This is a genomic window from Clostridium sp. NkU-1 (assembly GCA_001312405.1).
Genome location: BBDR01000006.1, coordinates 195,261 through 219,616, shown reverse-complemented (window position 1 = coordinate 219,616; position 24,356 = coordinate 195,261). Strand labels below are relative to the sequence as shown.

28 protein-coding genes and 5 pseudogenes are annotated in these 24,356 nt (G+C 45.4%); 3 read left to right on the top strand and 30 right to left on the bottom strand.

The genetic code is table 11. The features are described 5' to 3' along the window. Positions 1 to 11 precede the first annotated feature (11 nt). The 9 genes and pseudogenes from JCM10519_RS12050 to spoIVB all read right to left on the bottom strand — a co-directional run bounded on the left by JCM10519_RS12050 (position 12) and on the right by spoIVB (position 7,502). Positions 12 to 794 (bottom strand): Cof-type HAD-IIB family hydrolase, encoded by a 783-nt coding sequence (locus JCM10519_RS12050; RefSeq protein WP_054739419.1) that lies wholly within the window; start codon positions 792 to 794, stop codon positions 12 to 14. Next, entirely contained in the window at positions 791 to 1,387 is a 597-nt protein-coding gene (locus tag JCM10519_RS12045; protein WP_054739417.1) for a Maf family nucleotide pyrophosphatase, read from the bottom strand. The genes JCM10519_RS12050 and JCM10519_RS12045 overlap by 4 nt, the downstream gene beginning before the upstream one ends. 81 nt (positions 1,388 to 1,468) lie before the next feature. Next, positions 1,469 to 1,804 carry a putative ABC transporter permease gene (locus tag JCM10519_RS29310; protein WP_347843975.1) on the bottom strand — a complete coding sequence of 112 codons (336 nt, stop codon included), beginning with the start codon at positions 1,802 to 1,804 and terminating at the stop codon, positions 1,469 to 1,471. 38 nt (positions 1,805 to 1,842) lie between these two features. Beyond that, a pseudogene (locus JCM10519_RS29305) lies at positions 1,843 to 1,941 on the bottom strand (hypothetical protein); the annotation flags it as partial. A gap of 288 nt (positions 1,942 to 2,229) precedes the next feature. Further along, a complete protein-coding gene (locus tag JCM10519_RS12035) occupies positions 2,230 to 2,688 on the bottom strand; it encodes a divergent PAP2 family protein (protein WP_054739415.1) in 459 nt (152 codons plus the stop codon). A gap of 13 nt (positions 2,689 to 2,701) precedes the next feature. Continuing rightward, positions 2,702 to 3,301, bottom strand: a complete 600-nt coding sequence (locus JCM10519_RS12030; RefSeq protein ID WP_347843974.1) for an HD family phosphohydrolase — start codon at positions 3,299 to 3,301, stop codon at positions 2,702 to 2,704. Between the two features lie 7 nt (positions 3,302 to 3,308). Continuing rightward, the gene (glgA, locus tag JCM10519_RS12025) at positions 3,309 to 4,754 is read right to left on the bottom strand and encodes a glycogen synthase GlgA (RefSeq protein ID WP_054739412.1); all 1,446 of its coding nucleotides are present in this window, start codon (positions 4,752 to 4,754) and stop codon (positions 3,309 to 3,311) included. Positions 4,755 to 4,851: 97 nt separating this feature from the next. After that, complete coding sequence (gene spo0A, locus JCM10519_RS12020; protein WP_054739410.1) at positions 4,852 to 5,658, bottom strand: sporulation transcription factor Spo0A; 807 nt, start codon at positions 5,656 to 5,658, stop codon at positions 4,852 to 4,854. A 533-nt stretch (positions 5,659 to 6,191) separates the two neighbouring features. After that, positions 6,192 to 7,502 carry a SpoIVB peptidase gene (spoIVB, locus tag JCM10519_RS12015; RefSeq protein ID WP_347843973.1) on the bottom strand — a complete coding sequence of 437 codons (1,311 nt, stop codon included), beginning with the start codon at positions 7,500 to 7,502 and terminating at the stop codon, positions 6,192 to 6,194. A 556-nt stretch (positions 7,503 to 8,058) separates the two neighbouring features. On the opposite strand from spoIVB, the gene JCM10519_RS12010 reads away from it, so the two are divergent. The 3 genes from JCM10519_RS12010 to JCM10519_RS29295 all read left to right on the top strand — a co-directional run bounded on the left by JCM10519_RS12010 (position 8,059) and on the right by JCM10519_RS29295 (position 9,340). After that, positions 8,059 to 8,415, top strand: coding sequence for an ASCH domain-containing protein (locus JCM10519_RS12010; protein ID WP_347843972.1), 357 nt, complete (start codon positions 8,059 to 8,061; stop codon positions 8,413 to 8,415). A 140-nt stretch (positions 8,416 to 8,555) separates the two neighbouring features. Then, positions 8,556 to 8,999, top strand: a complete 444-nt coding sequence (locus JCM10519_RS29300; protein ID WP_347843971.1) for a hypothetical protein — start codon at positions 8,556 to 8,558, stop codon at positions 8,997 to 8,999. 2 nt (positions 9,000 to 9,001) lie between these two features. Then, positions 9,002 to 9,340 carry a hypothetical protein gene (locus JCM10519_RS29295; protein ID WP_347843970.1) on the top strand — a complete coding sequence of 113 codons (339 nt, stop codon included), beginning with the start codon at positions 9,002 to 9,004 and terminating at the stop codon, positions 9,338 to 9,340. A gap of 282 nt (positions 9,341 to 9,622) precedes the next feature. Here the strand turns inward: JCM10519_RS29295 and JCM10519_RS29290 are convergent, their stop codons facing one another. The 21 genes and pseudogenes from JCM10519_RS29290 to JCM10519_RS11925 form a co-directional block, all read right to left on the bottom strand. Next, the gene (locus JCM10519_RS29290) at positions 9,623 to 9,868 is read right to left on the bottom strand and encodes a hypothetical protein (protein WP_347843969.1); all 246 of its coding nucleotides are present in this window, start codon (positions 9,866 to 9,868) and stop codon (positions 9,623 to 9,625) included. Beyond that, on the bottom strand, positions 9,817 to 10,320 hold the full coding sequence (locus tag JCM10519_RS29285) for a hypothetical protein (protein ID WP_347843968.1): 504 nt from the start codon (positions 10,318 to 10,320) through the stop codon (positions 9,817 to 9,819). The genes JCM10519_RS29290 and JCM10519_RS29285 overlap by 52 nt, the downstream gene beginning before the upstream one ends. A gap of 82 nt (positions 10,321 to 10,402) precedes the next feature. Continuing rightward, complete coding sequence (locus tag JCM10519_RS29280; protein ID WP_347843967.1) at positions 10,403 to 10,873, bottom strand: hypothetical protein; 471 nt, start codon at positions 10,871 to 10,873, stop codon at positions 10,403 to 10,405. Positions 10,874 to 10,968: 95 nt separating this feature from the next. Further along, positions 10,969 to 11,166, bottom strand: a complete 198-nt coding sequence (locus tag JCM10519_RS29275) for an AAA family ATPase (RefSeq protein ID WP_347843966.1) — start codon at positions 11,164 to 11,166, stop codon at positions 10,969 to 10,971. Positions 11,167 to 11,177: 11 nt separating this feature from the next. After that, positions 11,178 to 11,627 carry an arginine repressor gene (gene argR / locus JCM10519_RS11995; protein WP_054739409.1) on the bottom strand — a complete coding sequence of 150 codons (450 nt, stop codon included), beginning with the start codon at positions 11,625 to 11,627 and terminating at the stop codon, positions 11,178 to 11,180. Positions 11,628 to 11,638: 11 nt separating this feature from the next. Then, positions 11,639 to 12,316, bottom strand: a complete 678-nt coding sequence (locus JCM10519_RS11990) for an NAD(+)/NADH kinase (RefSeq protein ID WP_347843965.1) — start codon at positions 12,314 to 12,316, stop codon at positions 11,639 to 11,641. Further along, positions 12,208 to 12,495 carry an NAD(+)/NADH kinase gene (locus JCM10519_RS29270; protein WP_347843964.1) on the bottom strand — a complete coding sequence of 96 codons (288 nt, stop codon included), beginning with the start codon at positions 12,493 to 12,495 and terminating at the stop codon, positions 12,208 to 12,210. The genes JCM10519_RS11990 and JCM10519_RS29270 overlap by 109 nt, the downstream gene beginning before the upstream one ends. Positions 12,496 to 12,534: 39 nt before the next feature. After that, a pseudogene (locus JCM10519_RS11985) lies at positions 12,535 to 13,339 on the bottom strand (TlyA family RNA methyltransferase). A 72-nt stretch (positions 13,340 to 13,411) separates the two neighbouring features. Continuing rightward, positions 13,412 to 15,262: pseudogene (gene dxs / locus JCM10519_RS11980) on the bottom strand (1-deoxy-D-xylulose-5-phosphate synthase); the annotation flags it as partial. Between the two features lie 116 nt (positions 15,263 to 15,378). Continuing rightward, positions 15,379 to 16,267, bottom strand: a pseudogene (locus JCM10519_RS11975) (polyprenyl synthetase family protein). A gap of 48 nt (positions 16,268 to 16,315) precedes the next feature. Beyond that, positions 16,316 to 16,555, bottom strand: coding sequence for an exodeoxyribonuclease VII small subunit (gene xseB, locus JCM10519_RS11970; protein ID WP_347843963.1), 240 nt, complete (start codon positions 16,553 to 16,555; stop codon positions 16,316 to 16,318). After that, positions 16,530 to 17,734: pseudogene (gene xseA, locus JCM10519_RS11965) on the bottom strand (exodeoxyribonuclease VII large subunit). Before xseA ends, xseB begins: the two are co-directional and overlap by 26 nt. 72 nt (positions 17,735 to 17,806) lie before the next feature. Then, positions 17,807 to 18,250, bottom strand: a complete 444-nt coding sequence (gene nusB / locus JCM10519_RS11960; protein ID WP_025234595.1) for a transcription antitermination factor NusB — start codon at positions 18,248 to 18,250, stop codon at positions 17,807 to 17,809. Between the two features lie 135 nt (positions 18,251 to 18,385). Continuing rightward, positions 18,386 to 19,225 (bottom strand): NAD(P)-dependent oxidoreductase, encoded by an 840-nt coding sequence (locus tag JCM10519_RS11955; protein WP_347843962.1) that lies wholly within the window; start codon positions 19,223 to 19,225, stop codon positions 18,386 to 18,388. Between the two features lie 95 nt (positions 19,226 to 19,320). Continuing rightward, positions 19,321 to 20,106: an aspartate dehydrogenase domain-containing protein gene (locus JCM10519_RS11950; protein ID WP_054739407.1), complete on the bottom strand. Its 786-nt coding sequence runs from the start codon at positions 20,104 to 20,106 to the stop codon at positions 19,321 to 19,323. 101 nt (positions 20,107 to 20,207) lie between these two features. Further along, positions 20,208 to 21,635: a diguanylate cyclase gene (locus JCM10519_RS11945; protein ID WP_347843961.1), complete on the bottom strand. Its 1,428-nt coding sequence runs from the start codon at positions 21,633 to 21,635 to the stop codon at positions 20,208 to 20,210. A gap of 134 nt (positions 21,636 to 21,769) precedes the next feature. Continuing rightward, complete coding sequence (locus JCM10519_RS11940) at positions 21,770 to 22,147, bottom strand: Asp23/Gls24 family envelope stress response protein (protein WP_054739466.1); 378 nt, start codon at positions 22,145 to 22,147, stop codon at positions 21,770 to 21,772. Positions 22,148 to 22,317: 170 nt separating this feature from the next. Then, positions 22,318 to 23,106 (bottom strand): SpoIIIAH-like family protein, encoded by a 789-nt coding sequence (locus JCM10519_RS11935; protein WP_347843960.1) that lies wholly within the window; start codon positions 23,104 to 23,106, stop codon positions 22,318 to 22,320. 15 nt (positions 23,107 to 23,121) lie between these two features. Then, the gene (locus tag JCM10519_RS29265; protein WP_347843959.1) at positions 23,122 to 23,274 is read right to left on the bottom strand and encodes a hypothetical protein; all 153 of its coding nucleotides are present in this window, start codon (positions 23,272 to 23,274) and stop codon (positions 23,122 to 23,124) included. 121 nt (positions 23,275 to 23,395) lie between these two features. Beyond that, entirely contained in the window at positions 23,396 to 23,725 is a 330-nt protein-coding gene (locus JCM10519_RS29260; protein ID WP_347843958.1) for a hypothetical protein, read from the bottom strand. Positions 23,726 to 23,809: 84 nt separating this feature from the next. Further along, the gene (locus JCM10519_RS11925; RefSeq protein ID WP_054739403.1) at positions 23,810 to 24,262 is read right to left on the bottom strand and encodes a stage III sporulation protein AF; all 453 of its coding nucleotides are present in this window, start codon (positions 24,260 to 24,262) and stop codon (positions 23,810 to 23,812) included. Between the last annotated feature and the right edge of the window lie 94 nt (positions 24,263 to 24,356).

Below are 24,356 nucleotides of genomic sequence, written 5' to 3'. Positions count from 1 at the left end.
TTTCACGCTGCTTAAAGCAGCTTCAGTATTTTCAGGACCCCATCATTTACGTTAGTGTCCGTCCGAAATCTGGCAGCGGCCTTTACCTCTTCCCTGGCATTTCCTACGGCAAAGCTGTAATACGCCTGCTTTAACATCTCAATGTCATTTAACTGATCGCCAAAGGCCATGGTCTCCTCCGGCTTGATTCCCAGGCTTTCCTGAAGAAGCTTTACGGCCTGTCCTTTGTTAATTCCCGGTCTCATACAGTCCAGCCACATATCGCCTGCCAAGGTCATCTTAAGGCGGTCCCCATACTTTTCCCTCAAGGTTCTGGTATGAGCCTCCACATCTGTCTTGCGGTACACGGAAACTTTGATAAATTCAGATTCCACCCTGGTCAAATCCTCCACCTGCTTCACATGAAACCGGTAGCCGTTTACCATCCAGTCCAGAAATTCCTGATTGTCTGTCTCCGTATAAATCACATCAGGTCCGCAGATCAGGACATCAAGCCCATCCATATTCCGTACATCCTGTACCATATCCATAACCGTCTTACGCTCAATGGGGTTGATGTATAAGCGCCTTCCATGTAAGCCTACATAAGCACCGTTATCCGAAAGATAGAACACCTTTTCCTTAATAGGTTCAAATATGGATTCAATGCTGAGCCACTGACGTCCGCTGGCAGCGGCAAACTGGATTCCCTTTGCCCGCAGCTTTAAAATCACATCATACAGCTCAGGATTCAGTTCATTGCCTCCATCCGGCACAAGAGTCCCGTCAATATCCGATGCAATCAGTTTAATCATTCCTTGCCCTCCTGTTCAAACATCTGCTTTATCTCCTGGTACACACGTCCTACAGGCAATCCTACTACATTATTATAATCGCCGTCAATCCCTTTAATAAAAGCTGCAAATTTTCCCTGTATTCCATAGGCCCCGGCCTTGTCCATAGGCTCCCCACTGTCAGCATAGGTTCTTATCTCCCCGCCAGTCATTGGATAGAGATGAACATCGGTCTTTTCCACAAATGTCCTCACCTTATTCCCATGATCTCCACAATACACCAGGGTGACTCCTGTGTATACCTGATGAGTCTTTCCTTCAATCAAAGAAATCATCCGGTAAGCGTCCTCATGGCTGACCGGCTTTCCCAGAATCTCACCGCCAGCAGCGACTACGGTGTCCGCGCCAATGACATAAGTCCCTGCCTGCTGACGGCTGGCGACGTCTTCCGCCTTTTGGCGGGACAGCTCCATCACTGCCTCCTCCGGAACGTCTGTGGTAATAATCTCCTCTATGGTGCTGGGCTCGATCTCCGGTGTTATCCCGATCTGAGCCAGAAGCTCTCTCCTTCTTGGGGAAGCTGACGCCAGCACAAGCTTGTCTATCTTATTCATCTCTAACCTCCATGTCACTCCTAAAGACTTTATGGTATAAAATAGCAAATAAGCGGGACCCATATCGAATCCCGCCATTCATTAATATACTTTCAAACGCCCGATCATAGACGTATCATCATCGTCACAATCACCCCGAAGCTGCAGCCTCATGGTGTATATGAAATCAGCCAAATAAAAAATCAAAAGGCTCATTGCCACCAGCCGTTCAAAATTCTCCGGAATCATTCCTGCCATCTGATTGACAAATCCATTAAGGAACCGGAAATAGAAAATCCCCAAAAATCCCCATGCAATGCTGCTTTCCAGACAGATGATCCCTTTGTAATTAAACAGCTTCCGGCTGTAATCCCACCAGAATGAACCGAACAGCTTTATCATCATATGAGCTGTTAAAAGCTCCATAAAGGTTGCCATAGCCATAGATGCAAAGTAAAGATGAACCGGATTGCCTGCTAAAGCTTAAGCAGTATCATCGCTCCTGTTGCGCCAAATCCATAGATGATGCAGAAAGGTCCGTGGCCAAATCCCCGATTCAGCACAGGCCTCTTATTCTCATAGCTTAGTACGGAACATTCAAGAAGGTATCCAAGAAAACTGAATAGGAAAAAAACAGTTTATCCTATGATAAATTGACATATCCATTTTACCTCCAATTTTAACAATTTTTGAACTTGTTAAAGTATAATATGGATATCTTAAGAAATCAAGGACTATTTTCTTACGATTCCCAGAAAACTTTCTTCTTTATTCCAGTAGATGCAACGAATTAAAGTCAACTTTCTTCCCCTGGCGGCTGCCGGGGAAATCTAAAATGCCGGAATGGATCCGCAGATATTAGACTAATAATACTGAGCCATAAAAAGCGCAAGCAGGATTCCTAAAATTGCTCCTGCCGCCACCTGGAGAGGAGTATGTCCCACATATTCCTTAAGCCTTTCCTGTAATATCTCCCCGCTAAGCTCAAATGGATTTTCCAGCAGAATGCTGTTTAACAGCTTGGCCTGCTTGCCCGTTTCCCTGCGCACTCCCATGGCATCATACATGACCACCATGGATAAGACAAAGCAGACCGCAAACTCAAAAGAACCGACGCCATAGCGGTATATGGCGGCGGTCGTCAGCGCACAGACCGTTGAGGAATGGGAACTGGGCATACCCCCAGATCCCACAAGCCTCTCCGGATTAAAGTTTTTGTTAAGGGCCAGATCAATGATTGTTTTTAAAACCTGTGCTACCATCCAACCGGCAACTGCAGTGATCAAAACCTGATTCCCAAGTAAATCTTCCCAAAATGTCATGGTTTCCTCCGTCTTATGCAGCGCTCTTCTTTCCAAAACCAAATAAGATCCAACGCTTGATCCTGGCCATTGTTTCGATCAGACCGCAAAATTTATCCGAATAAATAATCACCATTCCCTCAAGACTTTTGGGAGGGATGGGTGTCAGCGGCCACATATGGCGTAAAATCATATCTTTCTCTTTTTCTGTAAGTTCAAAATATTTTACTGCATTATTTAATGCAGTCCGGGGATGAGTATAGCCATGAAAGTGCTCCCCAGTTTCCTTTGCATGAGTATGCCAGTCATACAAAAACAAGTCGTGAAGAAGACCGGCTCTTGCGACTGCCTTATAATCCCAGCCCCTTTTCCTGCAGATGCAGTATCCCATATAGGATACCTTAATGCAGTGGGCTTTACAGGTAGTGTCTCCATGCTGCATATAATCGTCCATGGACTGAAATACCGGACTTTCTATAATGTCCCTGACACAGTCCATATAATCCGTATCTTCACAATAATCTTCCCGTTCTACCCAGGAAGGATCTTCTGCCCATCGGATTGCTTCTTCTTTTTCTTCCCGGGTCAAATGCATGTTTTCCATCCTTGTTCTAACGCTTCTTTCCTGATCCATGGCCGGCTTAATAGCCAATCAGCCAGTCATAAAGTTCCTGATATTTCATGGCTGAAGTTTTCCATGAGTAATCCTTTGCCATGGCGCGGTCAATGATCTTGTTCCACTCACGCTTCTTATCGTAGTAAACTCCTTCCGCGTACCGGATGATTCCTAACATCTCGTGAGCGTTATAATTGGAGAAGGAGAAGCCGGTTCCCCGGTTCTCAAACTCATTATACGGCTCAACCGTATCCTTTAAACCGCCGGTTTCCCGCACGATTGGTACCGTACCGTACCGGAGAGCCATAAGCTGGCTCAGCCCGCATGGCTCAAACAGGGACGGCATAAGGAACGCATCACATGCGGCGTAAACCTTATGGGACATTGCCTCCGAATAATAAATATTGGCGGAAACCTTATCCTGATATTTCCACGCATAATGGCGGAACATATTCTCATACCGTTCTTCCCCGGTTCCAAGGACTACAAGCTGAATATCATCGCTGCACAGCTCATCGATCACACACTGAACCAGATCCAGTCCTTTCTGGTCTGTCAGTCTGGAAACAATACCGATCATAAACTTCTTCTCATCCTGATTCAGTCCAAGCTCCTGCTGCAAAGCCTGCTTATTCTTCACCTTTTCCTTGCGGAAATTCTTTAAATTATAATTCTTTTCAATATACTGATCAGTTTCCGGATCAAACTCCTCATAATCAATGCCATTGACAATTCCCCGCAGGCTGCCTGCCCGTGCACGCATCAGGCCATCCAGCCCTTCCCCGTAAAACGGCATCTTGATCTCTTCTGCATAGGTATCGCTGACCGTTGTAATGGCGTCGGCGTAAACAATGCCGCCCTTTAACAGATTGCCATCCTTATAAGCCTCCAGCTTATCCGGCGAAAAATAATAATCCGGCAGGCAGGTAAGCTTCTGTATGGTCTTTACATCCCATACGCCCTGGAACTTTAAATTGTGAATGGTAATGATTGATTTCATGTTCCGGAAAAACTCCCCATCATGAAACCGGTCCTTTAATAAAACAGGAATAAGAGCCGTCTGCCAGTCATGGCAGTGAACCACATCCGGCTGGAAACCGATAACTGGAAGGGCCGACAATGCCGCTCTGGAGAAGAAGCAGAACTTTTCCAGATCATTGTACCATTCCCCATAGGGTCTGGAACCGTTATAATATTCTTCGTTATCAATAAAGTAAAAGGTAATGCCGTCATAAACATACTGAAGAATTCCCACATACCTGTTCTGCCCCAGATAATCCATATAAAAGTGATCAATATAGGTCATCTGGTTTCTCAGTTCTTCCTTGATACACAGGTATTTGGGAATCATGACTCTTACATCGAAATACTCTTTATCGAAGCACTTTGGAAGGGACCCCACAACATCTGCGAGACCTCCTGTTTTAATAAAAGGTACTGCCTCTGATGCAACGAATAATATCTTCTTCATCCAAAAACCTCCCTTATCCTTTTCCCTCAGGGGTATTGCCGATTTCTTTTTAGTATACTGCATTTTAAGGAAATAAGGAAGTATCAAAATTTACAAATTAGGAAAGTTTTTTATAGTCCAGTCTTATCTTATCGGCAATTAAAGCAATAAATTCGGAATTTGTAGGCTTACCTTTGCCTGTACTTACTGTATATCCAAACAATTCATTGATGGTATCCATCTTTCCCCTGCTCCAGGCCACCTCTATGGCATGACGGATGGCCCGTTCCACTCTGCTGGGAGTTGTCTGATGTTTCTTTGCAATGGATGGATAGAGTATCTTTGTGACAGAGGTAAGCATTTCCTGATCCTGTACGGAGATCACAATGGCATCCCTCAAATACTGATATCCCTTAATATGTGCCGGAATTCCTATTTCATGTAGCATCTGGGTTACATCATTTTCCAGATTCTGTTCCATGTATTCCGTTTTATTGACATAGGGTTTTACTTTTTTCATCCCCTGAAGGCTGGGAGCCTTCGACTTTCTCTGTCCTACCCTTCGTACCTTATCGACGATAATGTCCTTATTAAACGGTTTCATTATGTAGTAATTTGCCCCCATACGGAAAGCATCTTCAGTAATATTCTCGCTTCCTGCCGCTGTGACCATGATAAACGACGGAATCTTTGTAACCGCGCCATTTCCTCGCACCCGCTCCATTGCCGATATTCCGTCCATTCTCGGCATAATCACATCCAATAAGACAACATCAGGATTCGTTTTGAGGATCATGTTATAAGCGTCTTCGCCATTATCCGCTCTTCCAACGACGTGAAAATCCTCCTCTCCCTCCAGTATATCATTCAGCAGATTCAATGTCTGCAGGTTATCATCTGCAATCGCAATACTAATTTCTGACATATTGATACTCTCCTTCTGATTCTTCAAAATAGATTAAAACTAGTGTAAAGCCATTATAGTCTTGCCCTGGCTCATGCCGCAATGGGATTCTATCGCATTATTCGACAATAGGATCTGCTTTTTAAGTAATTTTCCGGAACACCTTTTTTTCCTTTGATGCGTCAAAGGTCGAAAAGCCCTACCCCGGTTCCAAGCCTTGCCGGCCCTTTTATTTTTCAACGGTGTTGAAAATTGAAACTCCTTGTCGGCAAAAAAATTCCTAATTTTTCCATCCCACGATTCCTATATTATCACATTATAATTACCTTGAAAAGCATAATTTATAAAATAAAGGTTTTCCTGTAACTCAAATTACTACATTTCGACTATTAAGTAAAATATATCTGTATATTTATTGTGAATAACTTCTGAAAATAATATTTTTTTCTCTAAAATCCATTGTAATTATTATTATTTATACAAAAATGTGAAAAAAGAAAAGAACGGCGCCGTAACTATTTACGATTCTGTTCTTTTCTTTCCTGGCTTTTAAATCAGTGATTGATCATGTTTTCGATAAATATCCCATACCCTCTTGTTGAGTCCTGGATGAATACATGGGTTACGGCTCCTATCAGCTTTCCATCCTGCATAATCGGGCTTCCTGACATTCCCTGTACGATTCCGCCGGTCAGGGCCAAAAGGTCGGGATCCGTGACCTTAATCACCATTCCTTTGCTTTTATGGGTGGTGGAATAATCCACACGCTGGATCTCAATCTCATAATCCCGCACCTTTCCTGACACATCGCTGCGGATGTAGGCTGTTCCCTTCTTCACATCCTGCCGGTAACCAATGGGAATGGCATCCTGTCCCATATTCTGCTTAAATCTCTCATTTACGTTTCCAAATATTCCTTCTTCTGTATTGGCGGTAATGGTTCCCAGAGTGGAGCCTGGTCCATAATAGATGATGCCGCTCATCACTCCCGGCTTTCCAAAGGTTCCCTTTTCAATTCCAAGAATCGCGGTTTCGTAAAGAGCTCCATCCGTGATCTGGACCACATTACCGGTATCACTGTCACTGATTCCATGGCCCAATGCGCCGAACTGTCCGTTCATATCCACATAAGTCATGGTACCAATTCCCTGAGTGTCATCCCTGACCCAGACTCCCAGCTTGTAGGTTCCGTCTTCTGCTTCCGTAGGATTCATTTTTACATCAATGGTGTCTCCGTTCCGCCTGACTTTCAGCACTGCTTCGGAGGAGCCGATCTTACCAAGCTCATTCATCAGAGTTTCCTTGTCTTTTAAAGGGGTTCCATTAATAGCCTCAATGTAATCACCTGATTGCAGGACCCCAAAAGCCGGTTCCACAACCATTCCGTCCTTTTTTGTTACATCTCCGGTACCAATCACCATGATGCCGTCAGATTTTAAGTAGATTCCAATGGGAGTGCCGCAAGGAACGGCATATTTGGTATCTACTACATTCACCTGTATGTCCTTTAACTGGATCCATCCAAAGAGCTTCAGCCCCAGCTTATAGCTTCCCTGGTTTTCCGAATACAGGGAAAATGGCTGGTTTACCTGAAGGTGGATATTATCGGAAGGAATATTTGATCCGTTATTTAATACCACTTCCTCGCTGTCGGAATAGAGCGTCACATCAAAAGGCATGGAGAAATGAAACTGCTCTTCTTCCTGTGCAACGATATTCAACTTATCGGGAATTACCCGCTTCATATAAAACCAGGAAAATCCGATGCAAAAGATCAGGCTGATCCAGAACGCTCTTACTATAAATTTATGAAGTTTATTTTTTTCCCATCTCGCATACCTCCTTAGGTGAATGAAAGGAGACAATTTTTTGCTCCTTTCTTAGTATGTGAGAAATTGTTTAAATCACACTGTCATATTTTAGTTGTAACTATTTTCTTTGGGTGGCAGTTATTCAATAGAATGAAAATCTTTTTAAGCCTTATGACCAGTCTGGCTGAACAATTCAAAATTAATAATTTTAAAAAAGATATTATGGATATTCTTCTTATCTACTATTATGATCTCCGTTTTTTTATTGATTAAACGGTAAAAGCTGATTTAAAAATGTACAAAAACAGTTGTCTAAAATAGTTTTAATAAAGGCTTTTCCACTTATCCCTTTTGTTTCCATTCCCTTCTGTACCGATTTTTATGGAGTGAAATTTTGAATAAATCCAGAAAAGGAATGCCCTTTTCGAAAATCCATTTGCAGGTATCCCAGACCCCTATTACTTTTTGTAAACAGGTAATCATTACAAAATTTTGTGGAATTATTTCAGGAAATATAGTATGATTTTCTGATAAAGCAAAAGCTGATATATGGTAAATTATATATTTTGCGATATAAAAAATATCTTAAAGAAAAGGTGTTTAAAATATAATGAATGCAGAACAGATGTGGAATAAATTTGTGGCTGAAAATCAAGTCAGAGAAACAGAATATCAATCATGGGCCTTTGGCGCCGCTGCTGATGAGCTGGCAGAATTGGTATTGAGAGGCATTAAAACCGGAACAGCCTCTGCATATCCTTTATATGAAGAGGAGAACGAAGCACTGCCAAAAGAAGGAGATTATAGTGTTATTCTTAATTCAAAGGATGAGGCGGTATGTATTATTAAAACAACGAAGGTTTATATCGTTCCATTTAGAAAAGTTTGTGCGGATCACGCCTGGAAAGAAGGCGAAGGCGATGGTTCGTTGGAATATTGGAGAAAAGTGCACGTTGAGTTTTTTTAGTAAATGCATGGCTGAAACCGGAAAATTATTTGATGAAGATATGCCTGTAGTATGCGAAGAATTTGAATTAGTATATTAACCATAAAATCAAGGTTTTTAACGGATTAATGGGCGGCATAACTGTTGTGGAGGACTGCAAAATGGCGGTGGAAAATCAATATTTATCAGATATCGAAACCATATTATCTCATAGACATGACAATGGAGCTGACCTTTGGGCAACTCCCGACAAACGGCTTTTGAAAGGTTCGCCGTTTTCAACTTTTGATAGTGTGCTTTATTTATCGGAACTTGGAATGTCACTTAAAGATCCTGTTTTAAAAGCGGCTGCTGATTTGATTTTCAGTGTGTGGCAGGATGACGGGCGTTTCAGGATATATCCAAAAGGCAGTATTTATCCATGTCAAACAGCAATTGCTGCCAATGTATTGTGTCACCTGGGATATGCTTCCGATAACAGAATTCAAAAAAAACTTTTCAATATTTTTTGGATACACAATATAAAGACGGAGGCTGGCGCTGCAATAAGTTTTCATTTGGGCATGGGGAAGAAACGGAGTATTCCAATCCAAAGCCTACGCTGAATGTGCTTGATGCATTTCGTTTTAGCGGTTATTTAAACAAAGAACAGGCGCTTGATAAAGCCGTAGATTTTTTGCTTGAACATTGGGTGATCCGCAAACCGATCGGTCCTTGCCATTATGGTATAGGAACGCTGTTTATGCAGGTTGAATACCCTTTCCGTAATTACAATTTGTTTGAATATGTCTATATTTTATCTTTCTATAACCGTGCAAAAAACGACAGCCGTTTCCTTGAAGCATTTGAAAAATTGAAATCCAAAACAGTAAACGGTCAAATCATAGTTGAGCGCGTAGTTCCTAAACTGGCAAAGCTCTCCTTCTGCAAAAAAAGGCGAACCTAGCCCATTAGCAACAAAACATTATAATGAAATTTTAGAAAATCTCAATAAATAGCGGGCAGGAAAGCTTAGAAATGTAGGCAGACCGTAAAAGAAAGCGCCGCAATCCTGCATAAACATAATGTTTATAAGGATTGCGGCATTTTGAAGCATATTTGCAAAAGGTCAAAGAATTATCTGTCCTCTTTTGCCAGCCGCTTCATTTCCCTTGCATTGGCTCTCACTGCCTCGGTTATCTCCGCGCCGCCCAAAAGCTTGCCAGCTCCTCCACCATCTCTTCCCCGCTCAAAGGGTGTATGGAAGTGGCCGTCCTGCCCTCTTCCACTGCTTTCGCGATTTCGTAATGACAGTCAGCCATGGCAGCGATCTGGGCAGATGGGTGATGCAGATCACCTGGTGGTTCCCGGCAATGTAAGCCAGCTTTTCCGATACCTTCTGGGCCGTGCGCCCGCTGATTCCGGTGTCGATCTCGTCAAAAATCAAAGTCGGTATGTCATCGGTATCCGCCAGCACAGTCTTAATGGCCAGCATGATCCTGGACAGCTCACCACCGGAGCTACCATGCCCAAAGGCTTTAAAGCCTCTCCCGGGTTCGTGGAGATCAAAAACTCCGCCTCGTCAAAGCCGTTAGCTGTATAATGGCCAAGGCGCGAAAACTCCATGGAAAATTCCACATCAATGAAATTTAAGTCCTTAAGTCCTTCCCTTATCTTCTCTGTCAGTTCCTTAGCCGTATGCTTTCTCATGTCAGATAATTGTTCAGAAAGAAGCTCCAGACGGTCTGAAACCTTTTGCAGTTCTTCTGCCGTCCTTTTTCTGGCCCCGTCATAATCCTCCAACTCTTCCAGGCGTTTTTGTTTTTCTTCCAGGTTCTTAAAAATCTGTTTTATGCTTCCTCCGTATTTTGCTTCCAGATTTTGCAGGACGTCAAGCCGCTCCTCTATCTGCCTGTATTCATCTTCGTCAAAGGACATGTCATCCATGTAAGAGGTTATTTCCCGGCTGATGTCGCTTAAAATGGAATCCGCATCAAAAAGCTGGTCCCTTATGGCAGAGAGCCTGTCATCATAGGAAGCAACTCCTTCTACTTCTTTTAACGCACGGCTGATGAAATCCGTATGGGCAGCGGAATAGGCAATGGAAAGGCTTTCGGTTATTTTTTTTGCATTTAAAAAAAAGGCGGTATCTGGAGGACAGTTCTTCCTTTTCCCCTTCCTTTAGTCCGGCATTCTCGATTTCTTCTATCTCGTAGCGGATAAAGTCCATTTCCCTGAGCCTGGCATCCTCATCAAGGAGGAAGGAGGAAAGGCGGTCTTTTAACCGGACATATTCCCCATATGTATCTGCAATATTCTCTTTTAGCTCATGGGACTTTTTCTCCTGGTAGCGGTCCAGAATCTCAAGATGTTTTGATTTGTAGAGTAAAGACTGATGTTCATGCTGTCCATGAATATCAATGAGAAGGCCCGTAATATCCCGCAGTTTTCCTGCGGTCACTGTTTCATCATTTATTTTGCTTAAGCTTCTGGAGGGCATGATCTTCTTTGAAATGATTACAGTACCATCTCCATCCGGATAGACATCAAATGCTTTTAACAGGCGGGCTTTTTCTGGATCACTGACCGTAAAGATCAGCTCAATATAGGCGTATTCCGCGCCCTTTCTAATGATATCCTTTGGCGTCTTGCCCCCCAGGCAATGGTAACCGAACCGATAATAATGGATTTACCGGCTCCGGTTTCGCCGGTCAGGACATTAAAGCCCTGTCCAAATTCCACATCGGCTTTTTCGATCAGGGCTAAGTTCTTTACGTGTAATTCTGAAAGCATGGCGGCCTCCTTTATCCCGTAATGAGTTTTTTTAGTTTGTCCATCATAAGTATGGTGTCATCAGCGCTTCGAATGGCGCACATGATGGTATCGTCCCCTGCAATGCAGCCTACCATCTCACTGAAACTAAGGGCATCAAGAGCTGCAGCCACCGCCATAGCCATGCCGGATACGGTCTTAACGACCAGAATATTCTGTGCCATGTCCATGGTTAAAAAGCCATCCCGCAGGATCCGGATGTATTTGTCACTGAAGGAGCCCTGATTTTGAAGCACCATATACCTCTGTTTTCCTGACTCAGACTGAACCTTTGTAAGCTTCAGTTCCCTGATGTCTCTGGAAACCGTGGCCTGAGTGACTGCAAAGCCTGCCTGATTCAAATAATCGGCCAGCTCCTCCTGTGTTTCAATCTCGTGTTTTCCAATAAGTTCCACAATCTTGCTGTGTCGTTCCAGCTTCATAGTGCCCCTCCCTATATACCAGCCATCTTGTTGCGCAGGTTATCTAAAAATGATATGTTCTTCAGCTTTATCAGAATGGTCTTAATATCCGCCCGGCGAATCTCGATGCAATCGCCTGGATAAAGCTCTGTGGAAGTATCTCCGTCAAATACCGCAGCCTGGCTTACTCCCTTTTTCCCTGTCATCTCAATCTGGATCCAGTCATCTGCGGAAAGGACAATGCTCCTTGTTCCCAGGGCATGGGAACAGATCGGAGTCAGGACCACCATTTTAGAATCCGGGACAATGATCGGACCTCCTGCGGAAAGATTGTAAGCGGTGGAACCGGTAGGCGTTGCCGCAATGAGGCCATCCGCCCGGTATTCATTTAAGAATTCCTGATTTACATAAACCTTAAATTGAAGCATCTTCAGCTGCTCACTTCTGGTTACGACGATTTCATTTAAGGCAATATCCTGGCAGACAGCCGTTCCCTTCCGGTAAATACAGCCGTCTAACATCATCCGTTCTTCCAGCTTATAATCATTGGCAAGAAGAGCGGAAAGAGCGTCATTGATATCCTCTGTGCGGGATACCTGGGTCAGATACCCAAGGGTCCCCCGGTTGATCCAATCATGGGGATATTCCGTCCTGCCAGGTCTCTGGCTGCCTGTATAAGGGTCCCGTCGCCGCCTAACGTAATGAGGCACTCCGTCTCTTCCGGCACCATGGCAGCATCGGTATAATGGCTTTTCCCCTTCTGTTTTTCCCGGTCTTCTCCTCCGATCAGGCAGACCGCCCCATGGCCGGTAAGATAGTCACGAATGGCTTTTGCAGTCTCTCTGGCTCCCTCTTTATCAGGATTCATGATTACATAAAAATACTTCATAATAATACTCCTTAAAGATACTGGCTGACCGCTTTCGCGTCATGTCAAGTTCCCGTGGGCCTCGTTTACGATCTTTTCCGGATCAAGGTCAACTTCCGGGCAAGCCTCTCCTGACTGGTGATTCTTAAGATGAAGAAGGTACTCAATGTTCCCTTCCGGTCCCTTAATAGGGGAATATTCCAGATGAAGCACTTGAAACCCTATGCTTAAAGCATGGGAAATAACCATCTGGATCACTTCCAGATGGACAGACTTCTCTCTTACCACACCTTTTTTCCCCACCTTTTCCCGGCCGGCTTCAAACTGGGGCTTTATAAGGCAGACCACCTCCCCTTCATCCGTAAGAAGCTTTCACAGGTCCCAATACCTTTGTCAGGGAAATAAAAGAAACATCAATGGAGGAAAATTCTATTGGGTCAGCAATATCCTCAGGAGTAACATAACGGATATTGGTCTTTTCCATACATACCACACGCTCATCGTTCCGAAGCTTCCAGGCAAGCTGGCCGTGACCGACATCCACCGCATAAACCTTAATGGCACCGTTTTGAAGCATGCAGTCCGTAAAGCCTCCTGTGGAGGATCCTACATCCATGCATACCTTGCCTTCCAGGACCACGTCAAAATGAGTCATGGCTTTTTCAAGCTTTAAGCCGCCGCGGCTCACGTACGGCAGAGTGTTTCCTCTCACCTCAATCGTTGCATTTTCCTCAAATGCGGTACCTGCTTTGTCCTCCTTCTCGCCGTCCACATAGACGATTCCGGACATAATGACAGCTTTTGCCTTTTCCCTGGATTCAGCCAGTCCCTGCTTTACTAAAAGCACATCCAACCGTTCTTTCATTTCTTTTTTTATTTCCCCTGTTTTATCTTTATATTTTTTCCATTCGGCATTCTGGCGCTCCATATCAAGATATTCCTTTTTGAGCCTCCATATGATAGAGTCGCTGTCAATCCCCAGCCCCTTCCGAAGCAGGGATACGTTGCCATGCTCCACATAGGAATCCGGCAGAGCGATATTCATGACCTTTACATGCGGATAATTCTCGTGGATATAGGCGGTGACCCCGGGACCAAATCCTCCCTGAAGGACATTTTCTTCCATTACCGCTATGAGCCAGTGCTTCTTTGCCAGACGGTCCACCAGTTCCCGGTCAAAGGGCTTCACAAAGCGGCCGTTGGCCAGAGTACAGTTCCAGCCTTCTGCCTTCAGCTTTTGCCTTACATGCTCTCCCGTGCTCACCATGCTGCCCACTGCCAAAAGAGCAATATCCTTTTCCTCATAGAGCATCTCTCCCTTGCCATATTCAATGGGAGTGCGAAAGCTCTTTAAGCCCTGATAAGCCTCTCCTCTCGGATATCGCACCGCAAATGGGCCATTGTAGGACAGGGCGAACTCCATTCCATCCATAAGCTCCCATAAATTTTTCGGCGCAAACACACTCATATTAGGGATTGCTGTTAAATAGGATAAGTCAAAAATCCCCTGATGGGTCTCCCCGTCGCTGCCAACAAGCCCTGCCCTGTCAATGGCAAAGACTACAGGCAGATTCTGGATGCACACATCATGAAGGATCTGGTCAAAGCCCCGCTGCAAAAAAAGACGAATAAACGGCCACAACCGGCTTTAAGCCGCCTGCCGCCATTCCGGCTGCAGAAGTCACCGCATGCTCCTCTGCAATCCCCACATCAAAAAAGCGGTCGGGATACAGACGGGAAAAACGCTTTAAGCCTGTCCCATCCGGCATGGCTGCCGTAACCGCCACAATTCTATTATCTTTCTCAGCCAGTCGGCAGATCGTTTTGGAAAACACATCCGTATAGCTGGGATTCTTCTTCTTCTTTTTTGGCTCCCCGGTGATGACATCAAAAGGATCAACCCGTGGAACTTTGAGGGATTCCTCTCTGCAGGAGCATATCCCTTGCCTTTTTGAGTGATCACATGGACCAGCACGGTATGGGGCAGCTTCTTTGCCTCCCGAAGGGTCCTGGAAAGGGCCTTTATATTATGGCCGTCCACCGGGCCAAGATAGGTGATCCCCATATTCTCAAACAGCATCCCAGGTATGAGCAGCTGCTTAATGCCGTTCTTTGTCCTGCTGATCTTATCAATGATCTGGTCTCCTACAACCGGAATCCGGGACAGCACGTTGGTCACGTGTTTTTTTAAGTCCAGATACCCTTCTCCGGTGCGGATGCTGTTTAAATAGGTAGACATACCTCCTACATTTTCTGAGATGGACATATTGTTATCGTTGAGAATGATAATGAAATTCTTGTTCATTCTGGCCGCATTGTTCAAAGCCTCATAGGCCATGCCGCCTGTTAAGGCGCCGTCTCCGATGACGGACACCACAAAATGATCCTCTTCCAGCACATCCCTTGCCTGGGCCAGTCCCAGTCCGGCTGAAATGGAAGTGGAGCTGTGTCCGGTATCAAAGGCATCACAAGGACTTTCCTTTCTCTTGGGGAAGCCGCTCATGCCGCCGTACTGCCGCAGGTCGTCAAATTCCTCTCTCCTGCCGCTTAATATCTTATGAGTATAGGACTGATGTCCTACATCCCAGATAACCTTATCCTTGGGCAGGTCAAAAGCAAGGTAAATGGCCATGGTCAGCTCTACCACTCCTAAGTTAGAAGCCAGATGGCCGCCTGTTATGCTTATTTTCCCTACCAAAAAGTCACGGATTTCCTGACTTAAAATATCAAGCTCCTGCTTTGTCAGTTTTTTGATATCCTCAGGCCCGTTAATTAATTCCAGCATCATATTCTTATCAGATCCTTTATTTGCCTTATGGTTCAGCCATGCAGAAACCTTTGTGCGTATGAGCTTGCTCACTAAGTACAAATGATGAAAATGGCTCTGCATAGCTGAACTGTGGCTTACTTTTCCCGGTTTACCAGCATACGGATCAGCTCTTCCAGAAATTCATTCTGCCCTGGAAGCTCATGGAGGCAGGAAACCGCCTCTTCCGAAATCTTTTCCACATCCTGCTTCGCCTTTTCTAGTCCCTCCAGGGTTACATAGGTGGTCTTATGGTTCTTTTCATCGCTGAGTACAGGCTTTCCAAGCACCTCTTCGCTGCTGGTCAGATCCAGGATATCATCCTGTATCTGAAATGCCTTCCCAAGACAGGAGGCCATTTTTTTCCACCATTTTCACCTGTTTTTCATTTCCTCCGCCAAGAACGGCTCCGATCATCATGCGGCCTCTATAAGCGCCCCGGTCTTCAGACGGTAAATGAAATCAAGCTTTTCCCTTGGAATGGGCTTTCCTGCCAGCTCCACATCAACGGTCTGACCGCCTATCATTCCAAAGATTCCTGTTTTTTTTCTGCTAAAATCCCCATGCACCTGGCCACCAGATCCGGTCTGTCCGTCATGGAAAGAGCCTTTGCACCTGTCTCCATGGAGTAAATGAGCAGGCCATCTCCTGCCAGCACCGCCATGTCATAGCCGAACTTGACCCATGCCGTAGGAAGTCCCCGGCGCAGGGTATCATTATCCATGCAGGGAAGGTCATCGTGGATCAGGGAGGAAGTGTGAATCATCTCAATCGCCGCCATAAAAGGCTCAATCTCTTTTCCCTGGCCGCCGAATAAGCGGTAGGTCTCTTCCATCAGCATGGGACGAAGCCTCTTTCCTCCGGCCCGGACACTGTAATCCATTGCCGCCAGCACCGTACTCTGATAGCCCTCCACTGGAGCAGGTAGTTTTCTACAACACGCCCAACTTCTTCTGTACGGGCAGAAAACATTTCATTAAAGTTCATGTTCCTCACCATTTTCCTCTAACACGATCATCTTTTTTTCAACTTTATCTATTTTTTTTCATTGCAGAACTTTACCAGCTTCATGCCGGTCTCATAATACTGGAAGGATTCCTCCAGAGAACTCTCTCCGCTTTCCAGTTTTTTAATGAGCTCTTCCAGCTCCCCAAATGTCTCTTCAATGGTTTTTTTTCTTTTTTTGCCGCCATAAATCAGGTTCTCCTTATTTCCTGTTTCCATGAACTTCGTCACGCCGGCTGCCAAATTAACCGGATTCCGCCGGGGTAACACGGGAAACCACAGCCTCCATGCTTCCATCCTTAAGCCTCAGCCCTATCCTGTCACCGGCTTTTACCTGCTTCACGGAATCGATCCGCTTGTCTTTTTCATCGGTCACAAAACCGTAACCGCCGCCCATCCTCTTTAAAGGGGATTCTGCTTCCAGACGGCTGATGAAAAGCTCCAGCCTGTGCCTGTCCCGGACTGCCTGCTTTTCTATGAGCTGTTTTATGCGAAGCTTTCCTTCTTCCAACCTTGCACGGTCTAAAGCCGCCTTGGACAGAATAAGGCTTTTCAGCTTGTCCTCCATGTCCACAAGCCTTTGCCTGCTTTCATGGATACTTCGCCTGGGGTCATATAGTTTCAGCTTTAAGGCGTACTGGTTCCCATGGAACCGGCAGCGTTCCAGCTTTCTTTCCATGGTCCTTAAAAGGGTGCGGCCGTACATCTCTGCCTGCTCCTCAAACAGGCTGTAATCAAATACAGCCAGCTCTGCGGCGGCTGAAGGCGTGGGGGCACGCATGTCCGCCACATAATCAGTAATGGTCACATCGGTTTCATGGCCTACGGCAGAGATCACAGGCGTGGTGCAGTTAAAAACAGCCCTTGCCACAACTTCCTCATTAAATGCCCACAAATCTTCAATGGAACCGCCGCCCCTGCCTACGATCAGAACATCAAGCCCCATCTGGTCCAGGGTTTCGATTCCTTTTACAATGCTCTCCTTTGCGCTCTCCCCCTGGACAAGGGCCGGTAGAGATAAAGCTGCACATAAGGGTTTCGTCTGGCCGATATATTCATTATATCCCGGATGGCTGCTCCCGTGGGAGCTGTCACGATTCCTACGGTTTTCCCGTACTTTGGAATGGGTTTCTTATATTCAGGGGCAAACATCCCCATCTCTTCCAGTTCATCACGGAGTTTCTGGAACCTTTCAAACAGGTCACCGATTCCTTCCTTTGTGATCTCCTGGGCATAGAGCTGGTATCTTCCGTCCCGCTCATAAACCTCCACGCTGCCCTTTACAACCACCTGCTGCCCTTCCTCCAGCTTAAAAGCAAGGCCCTTCCTGTGACCGGCAAACATCACTGCCGCCATAGACGATTTCCCGTCCTTTAAGGTAAAGTAAATATGGCCGGAGGTATGGTACTTGCAGTTGGAGACTTCGCCCTTAACGGAAATCCGGTTCAGTGCAAAATCCTGGGCAAACATATTCTTAATATAGGCATTGACCTGGGTTACGGAATACACACTTGCCATATACTACACCAGCTTTGCAAGGACTCCGTTAATAAATGCCGGAGCTTCATTCCCGCCGTACTTTTTAGCCAGTTCCACAGCCTCATTGATGGCTACCTTTTCCGGCACATCTTCATCAAATAAAATCTCATACAGAGCCAGGCGGAGAATGGTAAGTTCAGCCTTACCCATACGCTTTGTCTTCCAGCCTTCGGCTACTTCGTTGATCTTTGAATCCAGTTCAGGGATTCTGACCATAACGGACTCTGCCCTTTCTCTTAAATAAGCAGCATTTTCTTCACTCATATCCACATCATGGATGATCTCTTCCACGCCCTCGGCGTTTAAATCATCCTCTTTTGGTTCCTCAAAATATTGAATAAGCTGCCCTGTCTTCTCCTCTGCTGGATAAAAATCCGCACAAAAGAGCATTTTAAAGCAGTGTTCGCGCATTTTACTTCTGGTCATTTCCCATGGTCCTCCTATTGGTGATTTTCTGGACATTTGGAATTATTATACCTTACCAGGGTTTTTTATACAATAGAAACTTTGCTATTCTCCAAAAACCGACGGATATTATCAAGCACCTTTTGGCTTAAAAGCTCAAAGGCCTGCCTGGTTCTCCCGGCCGAAGCATTGACGCAAAACACCTTGGGATGCTTTAAAAGCTCTCCATCTCCGGCAGCTCCCGCTGTATCGCAGGCAAACCGGTTGTCTCCGGCATCCAGCCAGTTTTTTTAAATCCTCCGGTTCAAAGGCAGGCCCAATGGACGTATTAAACAGGATCTTTCCATTTCCAAGCCTCTTAAATTCTTCTTCGTGCAGAAGGATCACATTCTTATTTAAACAGGTAAATACCACTTCGCTGCTCTCTAAAAGCTCTCCTAAGGGGCGGTACCCGATTCCCTTTTCCTCGTACTGGGGTTTTCTGCTTCTGCTGTAATAGGAAACATCCGCTCCCAGAAGCTTTAAAGCATTTCCTACCATCCCGCCGGAAACACCCATTCCTACAATTCCTGCCTTTAATCCGGTGATTTCTACCGGCATATCCTTCCACATGGGCCTGTCATATCCATGAAGAAAGCGCACCAGCTCACAGATTGCATATTCCACCACTCCAACATCGCCGTAATCGCGGATCCCGTAAACCGTAATTCCGTGCTGTTCCGCATAAGCGATATCAACGTTTGCGCTTTCCTTTGAATAAAGGCTGCAGCACATTCCCACATACCTGATATTCGGACATCTTTCAAAGACATGCTGGCTGATCCTGGAGGTATAGCTTAAAAGCACCCCATCCGCATCTCCGATTCTCCTTACGATCTCATCGTCATCACTGGGAATATCCTCGTACATCACAACCTGTTTTGCATAACGGAAAAGCTCTTTCTCCGCTTCTTCCACCAAACTCACCGGCTCTATGGCAACCAGCTTCTCAAACATCTTCTTATCCTCCTGTAAAGCGGATATTTACAATCCGCGGACTTATTTGATTGGGTCAAGCAGATATTCGCAATCCGCGCCCCTACTTGATCCGGTTAAAACACGATCGGTGACACAATATTCTGCAGAACAGCCACCACACTCCAGCCGGCAATGGCACTGGTGCCTGAATAAATATCCACAACAGCCTTCACGCCATCAATTTCCGCAGTGATCTTATGATCATCTCCAACCATTCCCGGAACACTGTGAATATTTACCCTGGTTTTCTCCGGTCCGACAGTTGCAAGGGAAGACGCTACCGCAACATTTACCTTTGTAGGAAGAAGCCCGATCGCTTCTTTTGCATTGCCGTCAAACACCATGGTGCTTTCTTCATCGGTCATTAAATGTTCCTCAAAAAGAGGGGTATTTCTCAAGGATTCCGGTCCTTTTCTTGTCTCGATCCCGGCTGTGGCCTCTCCCATGAGAGAAACCGTACGGAGCACATCAAAGCCGCCCACCGCTCCTGATGCGATGTGCACCCTGGTATTATGTTTAACGGCCGTGGCCTTCACTTTTTCATAAAATTCCTTGTCCGCAAAAGCGCCAATGGACAGCACAATGAGATTGCAGCCATTTGACAGGATCTTCTCTGCCATTTCCTTAACCGAAGCCCCGGATGCCGCCTCAGCGATGTAATCCGGTTTTAATTCCAGCAGTTCATCGATTCCAGAACAGGAGCTGCAGCAAACTTCCTTAGCAAGGGCATCTGTCTTTTCCTTTGTCCTTCCAACGATCCCAACCAGCTCATACTCCGGCAATAAGCCATCTCTCCATGCTCCTGCAATAATCCCTCCAAGATAACCGTTTCCAACAATTCCAAGTCTAAGCTTATTCATGCTTTTCTCCTTTTAGTAATTTTAAAAACATTAAATTTCATTATACCTGAAATTAACAGGACTTTCAAGGAGTGCCGGACCCCATGGTTTTTCCTTAGAGCTTAAAGCTGGAATGTAAACTGATTCTTCCCTTTTCTCTTTGCCTGATACAATGCCTGATCAGCCCGTCTTAAAATGGCATCGTATTCCGTCTCATTGTCTCCTACCAGGGTGATCCCAATGCTTGCATGTATGGTTCCGGAGGCGTGGAATGCATTTAATATCCGTCTTGCAATGGCCTCAGGCTGTTTTCTTCCGCCTAAGCCGTACAGCCAGACGCAGAACTCATCTCCCCCAAAACGGACGATCACATCCTCTTCTCTTGTACAGGCGCTTAAAATCCGCCCTGCCTGAGTCAAAACCAGATCTCCCTTATGATGGCCGAAGGTGTCATTAATCTTCTTGAAATCGTCAATATCAAGAAACATGCAGGCATAAAACCTCTTTTTCCCTCCGCCTTTCATTCTCTGTTCCACCAGTTTTCTGGCTGTTTCTCTGGTATAAACGCCTGTTAAATAATCTTTTTGCGCCCGTTTCGTTTCCTTTTTCCGTAAATAGATAATACAAATAAGAAGAAAGACCGTACAGGCCACCATGGCCGCTGAGCTTGCAATAAAGATATCCGACCGTCTTCTGATCTTGTAAAGAGAGCTATCATAGCCTTCCGCTTCCACCAGGGAAGCCACAATCCAGTCTTCAACTCCCGCAGGCTGATAAGAAAGAATCGTTCTGCTGCCCCCCTGATAGCAGGTGACATATCCGGAAGATCCGCTTTCCACCGTCTTTTCCATCTGCTCCAAAGATTGTCCATCCCTAAATTCCATGGTTTTCAGTATATCAAAAACATTGACATAATTTTCGTACCCAGGAAAGGGGGCTACCAGTTCTCCTGATTTTGTGAAGACCAGACTGGCACCATTGGGGCCTGGCTCTGTACTATTTAGATACTTCCCCAGTTCTTCAGAGGTATACTCCATACATGCCGCCCCTTCTGCCCTGCCCCTTCTTATGACCGGAACCGTCAGAGCAATTCCGCCCAGCCCGTTAAAATCTTCCGAAGGCAGCCTGGAAACACTGTTTTCTCCCTTTAATGCCCTCTGATAATCAATGCGTGCAGAAACATCCTGGGATTCATTGTTTCCATAATACATGATTCCCTGGCTATCGGAAATTCCAAACCGTAAGCCCTCTCTTTTAAGGGTATCTGTTTTTTCCTGCCATTTCTCTTTTTCCGTTCCCTCCGGCAGATCACTGTATGCAGAAAACACCTCCAGCATTTCAAACCTTTCCTGGATCATTCCCTGAAGATAGGCTGATGCCTGGTCATTCTCCCTCTTTAAATCCTGGTAAGTCTGTTCTGCCAGGCTTTTTTCCACCTCTCTGAAATAATAAATGTTTAAAGCGAATATCCCCATAATTACCGATACCACCAGACCAAACAAAGTCATAACCCTTACCGAGTAGCGGTCTTTCTCCCTATCAGTCATCATATATGAAAACACCTGTCCTTTAAGTATTCTTTGATATATTTGGAGTTCATTCAATATTTTTTCTCATTTGAACGCAAAGAAAAGCGGGGGCCTGAACCTTTTCCCGGTTCGCCCCCGCGATAGACCTTTTTCATCTATTTATTCTCTTCCAATGCTACACCGGCAATCCGGATGTTTACATCCAGAACCGTCAAGCCTGTCATGTTCTCAATGGCGTTCTGCACCTTCTCCTGGACCTTCTCACTGACGGCAGGTATGCTGTAACCGTATTTGATGTTTAAGGACAAATCCACGGATACATGTTCTTCTGTCAGCTCCACCTTAACACCCTTGGATAAATTTTTCATGCCCAGCTTTGCCACCAGCTCATTGGTGATATTGCCAGCCATGGAATCCACACCTTCTACCTCGGTTGCTGCAAGACCTGCAATGATAGCCACTACATCGTCTGCAATCTGTACTTCGCCAATTTTATCTTTTTCATATACCTTGTGAGTATTTCTGCTTTCCATTTCTGCCACAGCGATTCCCTCCTGTACTCATATTTGTATACTAATGAACCAACTGGATATGCAGGCATATCCGCCTGATTCACAAGCTGGAGATTGAAAGATGTCTTACTTTCAACCATTTAGGTTCTGGAATCATTATAGCAAAACTGTCCACAGTTTGCAAAGGCTTTTTACTCTTCCAGTTTCATAAGGGTGATTACGATATTTTCCGCCCCTACTTCCGTTTTTCTCTTAACGATGTCCTCAATCTGAGCACGCTGAGGATCTGTAATGCTGGAAGCGTTGATGACAACATCCACTTTCCCGCTGGAAATGCTGACCACCGGATCTGCAAATCCTTTGGCAAGGAGAAGGGTTTCTGCCGCATTTTCCTTTTCAGCAATAGCCGTCATATCTATCATTTCCTGAATGGCCTGCTGCTTTGCGGCTTCCTCAATGTTAGGATTGTTGATCAGGTTCATTAAGGTATCCTTATTCTTTGCCCTTACCTGCTCTCTGTTTAACTGTACGCTGGATATGTATTCTGATACGTTCATTCCGCTGGTAAGCACCGCTTCTCCAGGGTTGTCAAGGCCGGTTGGGGCTGCCTGTGTCTCATTTGCTGCCAGATCTACAGATCCATCGCTTTCTAAAGCTGTATCCGTACTTCCTGCTGCCAGTTTATCAATATCCTCAGCATCCTGGTCAAGACTTGCAATTTCCTGACTGTTGTCACTGCCGGTAAGGGACTGGTTCTCCGCAAAAATATCTTCTTCAGAAATATCAGTCATTCCAGCCTCAAAGACGTCTGTCCCGGAAGCTGCCTCCTGCTTTCCTGCATAGTTTAAATATCCAGCGGCAGCGATCATAACGGCTAAGGTGGTGATAATAATCTGGTTTCTTCGGAACAGTTTCTTCATATCCATTTTCTTTGGGGTTTTAGGGACCTTGGGTTCATTGCTTGTTTTCCAAATTCTCATACATGACACTCCTTTTTATTCCACCCTCTTTAATACTTTTATTTTATGTGGGGGCAGGTTAAATAATGCTTCCATGGCACCGGAAATTTCAGCTTTTACCGTTGGACTGCCTCCGCCCTGGGCACTGATGATAATTCCTTCTATTTCCGGACGTATCTCCTTCTCCACAATGGGAGATGTATTTTCTCCTGAACCAGTCAGAATTGTGTTTTCCTTGCTTTCTGCGCTGGTGATCTTTCTGGTTCCTCCGGAGCTGTCCTTTTCCTCAGTAGATGAATCCGAACTGTCCTTATCGACGGAGTACCTTCTCCTCTGATGATTTCAGTACGATCATAACTTCTACCTGACCGACCCCATCCACGGTTTTTAAGATTTTCTTCACCCTCGCCTCCAATTGCTCCTCATAGGTCCGGTCTGCTCCTGCAGAGGCAGCCGCTTGTGGGTCCGCAGGCTCTGTCACAATCCCTTGCTGTAATGCCGTCTGGTTTTTGCCTTCTGCTGTCTTTTCTACCCTGGCAGCCATACCCGAACCGGAGGGAAATGTAAGGATCAGGATAATCATTCCAATCGCCAGCAGGATCAGCCATTTATCCTTTCCCATCTTCCATTTGAATTTCAATATCCTGTTCCTCCAAATCATAATATTCCGCAATCCGCCTTCTAAGACCAGAAAGCCGGGAATTTTCTTCCTGCTTCTGTTTTCTCACGTCCTCCTGTGCCTTGTCGTCACTTTTTTTCCTGTTCCGTACCGGCTATTTTCACTTCTTCCACCTCCGGTACTTTTTTTTACCGGCATTCCTCCATTTCCGGAAACTGCAATATCTTCCGTCTCCTTTCCGGTTCCTCCCGGTGACAGAACCATGGTCACCCGCACTACATGGCCAAAGGTACTGCTTTCCTGATCCTGGTCGATCTCTGCCCTGGTTTCCCTGCAGGAAAAGCCGTCGGTTTCGGCCATGGATTTTAAATCTGTTCCAATCGCCTCCTCATATCTGGCGATCATGCTCTCCAGCCTTTTCCCTTCCATTTCTGAGAGCTTCCCTGTCAGCTCTCCGGCTTCCTTTTTAAGACTTATGGACTCAAAATAGTAAGCAATTGTATCATCAAGCCTTAATCCCCCTGTAACAGGCTTTAACACCAAAAGGATCAGAACCATGCCGGAAAATAATTTTATGTATTTTTCATATTTTTTTATTTGGCAGGAGGTTTCCCACCACGGTTATAAAAATCAGGTAATAGGTTATATTACG

Bases quoted from the DNA above. Each gene is read 5' to 3' on its own strand.
- JCM10519_RS12050 (WP_054739419.1), bottom strand. From the start codon at position 794: ATGATTAAACTGATTGCATCGGATATTGACGGGACTCTTGTGCCGGAT.
- JCM10519_RS12045 (WP_054739417.1), bottom strand. From the start codon at position 1,387: ATGAATAAGATAGACAAGCTTGTGCTGGCGTCAGCTTCCCCAAGAAGG.
- JCM10519_RS29310 (WP_347843975.1), bottom strand. From the start codon at position 1,804: ATGGCAACCTTTATGGAGCTTTTAACAGCTCATATGATGATAAAGCTG.
- JCM10519_RS12035 (WP_054739415.1), bottom strand. From the start codon at position 2,688: ATGACATTTTGGGAAGATTTACTTGGGAATCAGGTTTTGATCACTGCA.
- JCM10519_RS12030 (WP_347843974.1), bottom strand. From the start codon at position 3,301: ATGGATCAGGAAAGAAGCGTTAGAACAAGGATGGAAAACATGCATTTG.
- glgA (WP_054739412.1), bottom strand. From the start codon at position 4,754: ATGAAGAAGATATTATTCGTTGCATCAGAGGCAGTACCTTTTATTAAA.
- spo0A (WP_054739410.1), bottom strand. From the start codon at position 5,658: ATGTCAGAAATTAGTATTGCGATTGCAGATGATAACCTGCAGACATTG.
- JCM10519_RS12010 (WP_347843972.1), top strand. From the start codon at position 8,059: ATGAATGCAGAACAGATGTGGAATAAATTTGTGGCTGAAAATCAAGTC.
- JCM10519_RS29300 (WP_347843971.1), top strand. From the start codon at position 8,556: ATGGCGGTGGAAAATCAATATTTATCAGATATCGAAACCATATTATCT.
- JCM10519_RS29290 (WP_347843969.1), bottom strand. From the start codon at position 9,868: ATGCTGGCCATTAAGACTGTGCTGGCGGATACCGATGACATACCGACT.
- JCM10519_RS29285 (WP_347843968.1), bottom strand. From the start codon at position 10,320: ATGGATGACATGTCCTTTGACGAAGATGAATACAGGCAGATAGAGGAG.
- JCM10519_RS29280 (WP_347843967.1), bottom strand. From the start codon at position 10,873: ATGCCCTCCAGAAGCTTAAGCAAAATAAATGATGAAACAGTGACCGCA.
- JCM10519_RS29275 (WP_347843966.1), bottom strand. From the start codon at position 11,166: ATGCTTTCAGAATTACACGTAAAGAACTTAGCCCTGATCGAAAAAGCC.
- argR (WP_054739409.1), bottom strand. From the start codon at position 11,627: ATGAAGCTGGAACGACACAGCAAGATTGTGGAACTTATTGGAAAACAC.
- JCM10519_RS29270 (WP_347843964.1), bottom strand. From the start codon at position 12,495: ATGAAGTATTTTTATGTAATCATGAATCCTGATAAAGAGGGAGCCAGA.
- nusB (WP_025234595.1), bottom strand. From the start codon at position 18,250: ATGACCAGAAGTAAAATGCGCGAACACTGCTTTAAAATGCTCTTTTGT.
- JCM10519_RS11955 (WP_347843962.1), bottom strand. From the start codon at position 19,225: ATGTTTGAGAAGCTGGTTGCCATAGAGCCGGTGAGTTTGGTGGAAGAA.
- JCM10519_RS11950 (WP_054739407.1), bottom strand. From the start codon at position 20,106: ATGAATAAGCTTAGACTTGGAATTGTTGGAAACGGTTATCTTGGAGGG.
- JCM10519_RS11945 (WP_347843961.1), bottom strand. From the start codon at position 21,635: ATGATGACTGATAGGGAGAAAGACCGCTACTCGGTAAGGGTTATGACT.
- JCM10519_RS11940 (WP_054739466.1), bottom strand. From the start codon at position 22,147: ATGGAAAGCAGAAATACTCACAAGGTATATGAAAAAGATAAAATTGGC.
- JCM10519_RS11935 (WP_347843960.1), bottom strand. From the start codon at position 23,106: ATGAGAATTTGGAAAACAAGCAATGAACCCAAGGTCCCTAAAACCCCA.
- JCM10519_RS11925 (WP_054739403.1), bottom strand. From the start codon at position 24,262: ATGGTTCTGATCCTTTTGGTGTTAAAGCCTGTTACAGGGGGATTAAGG.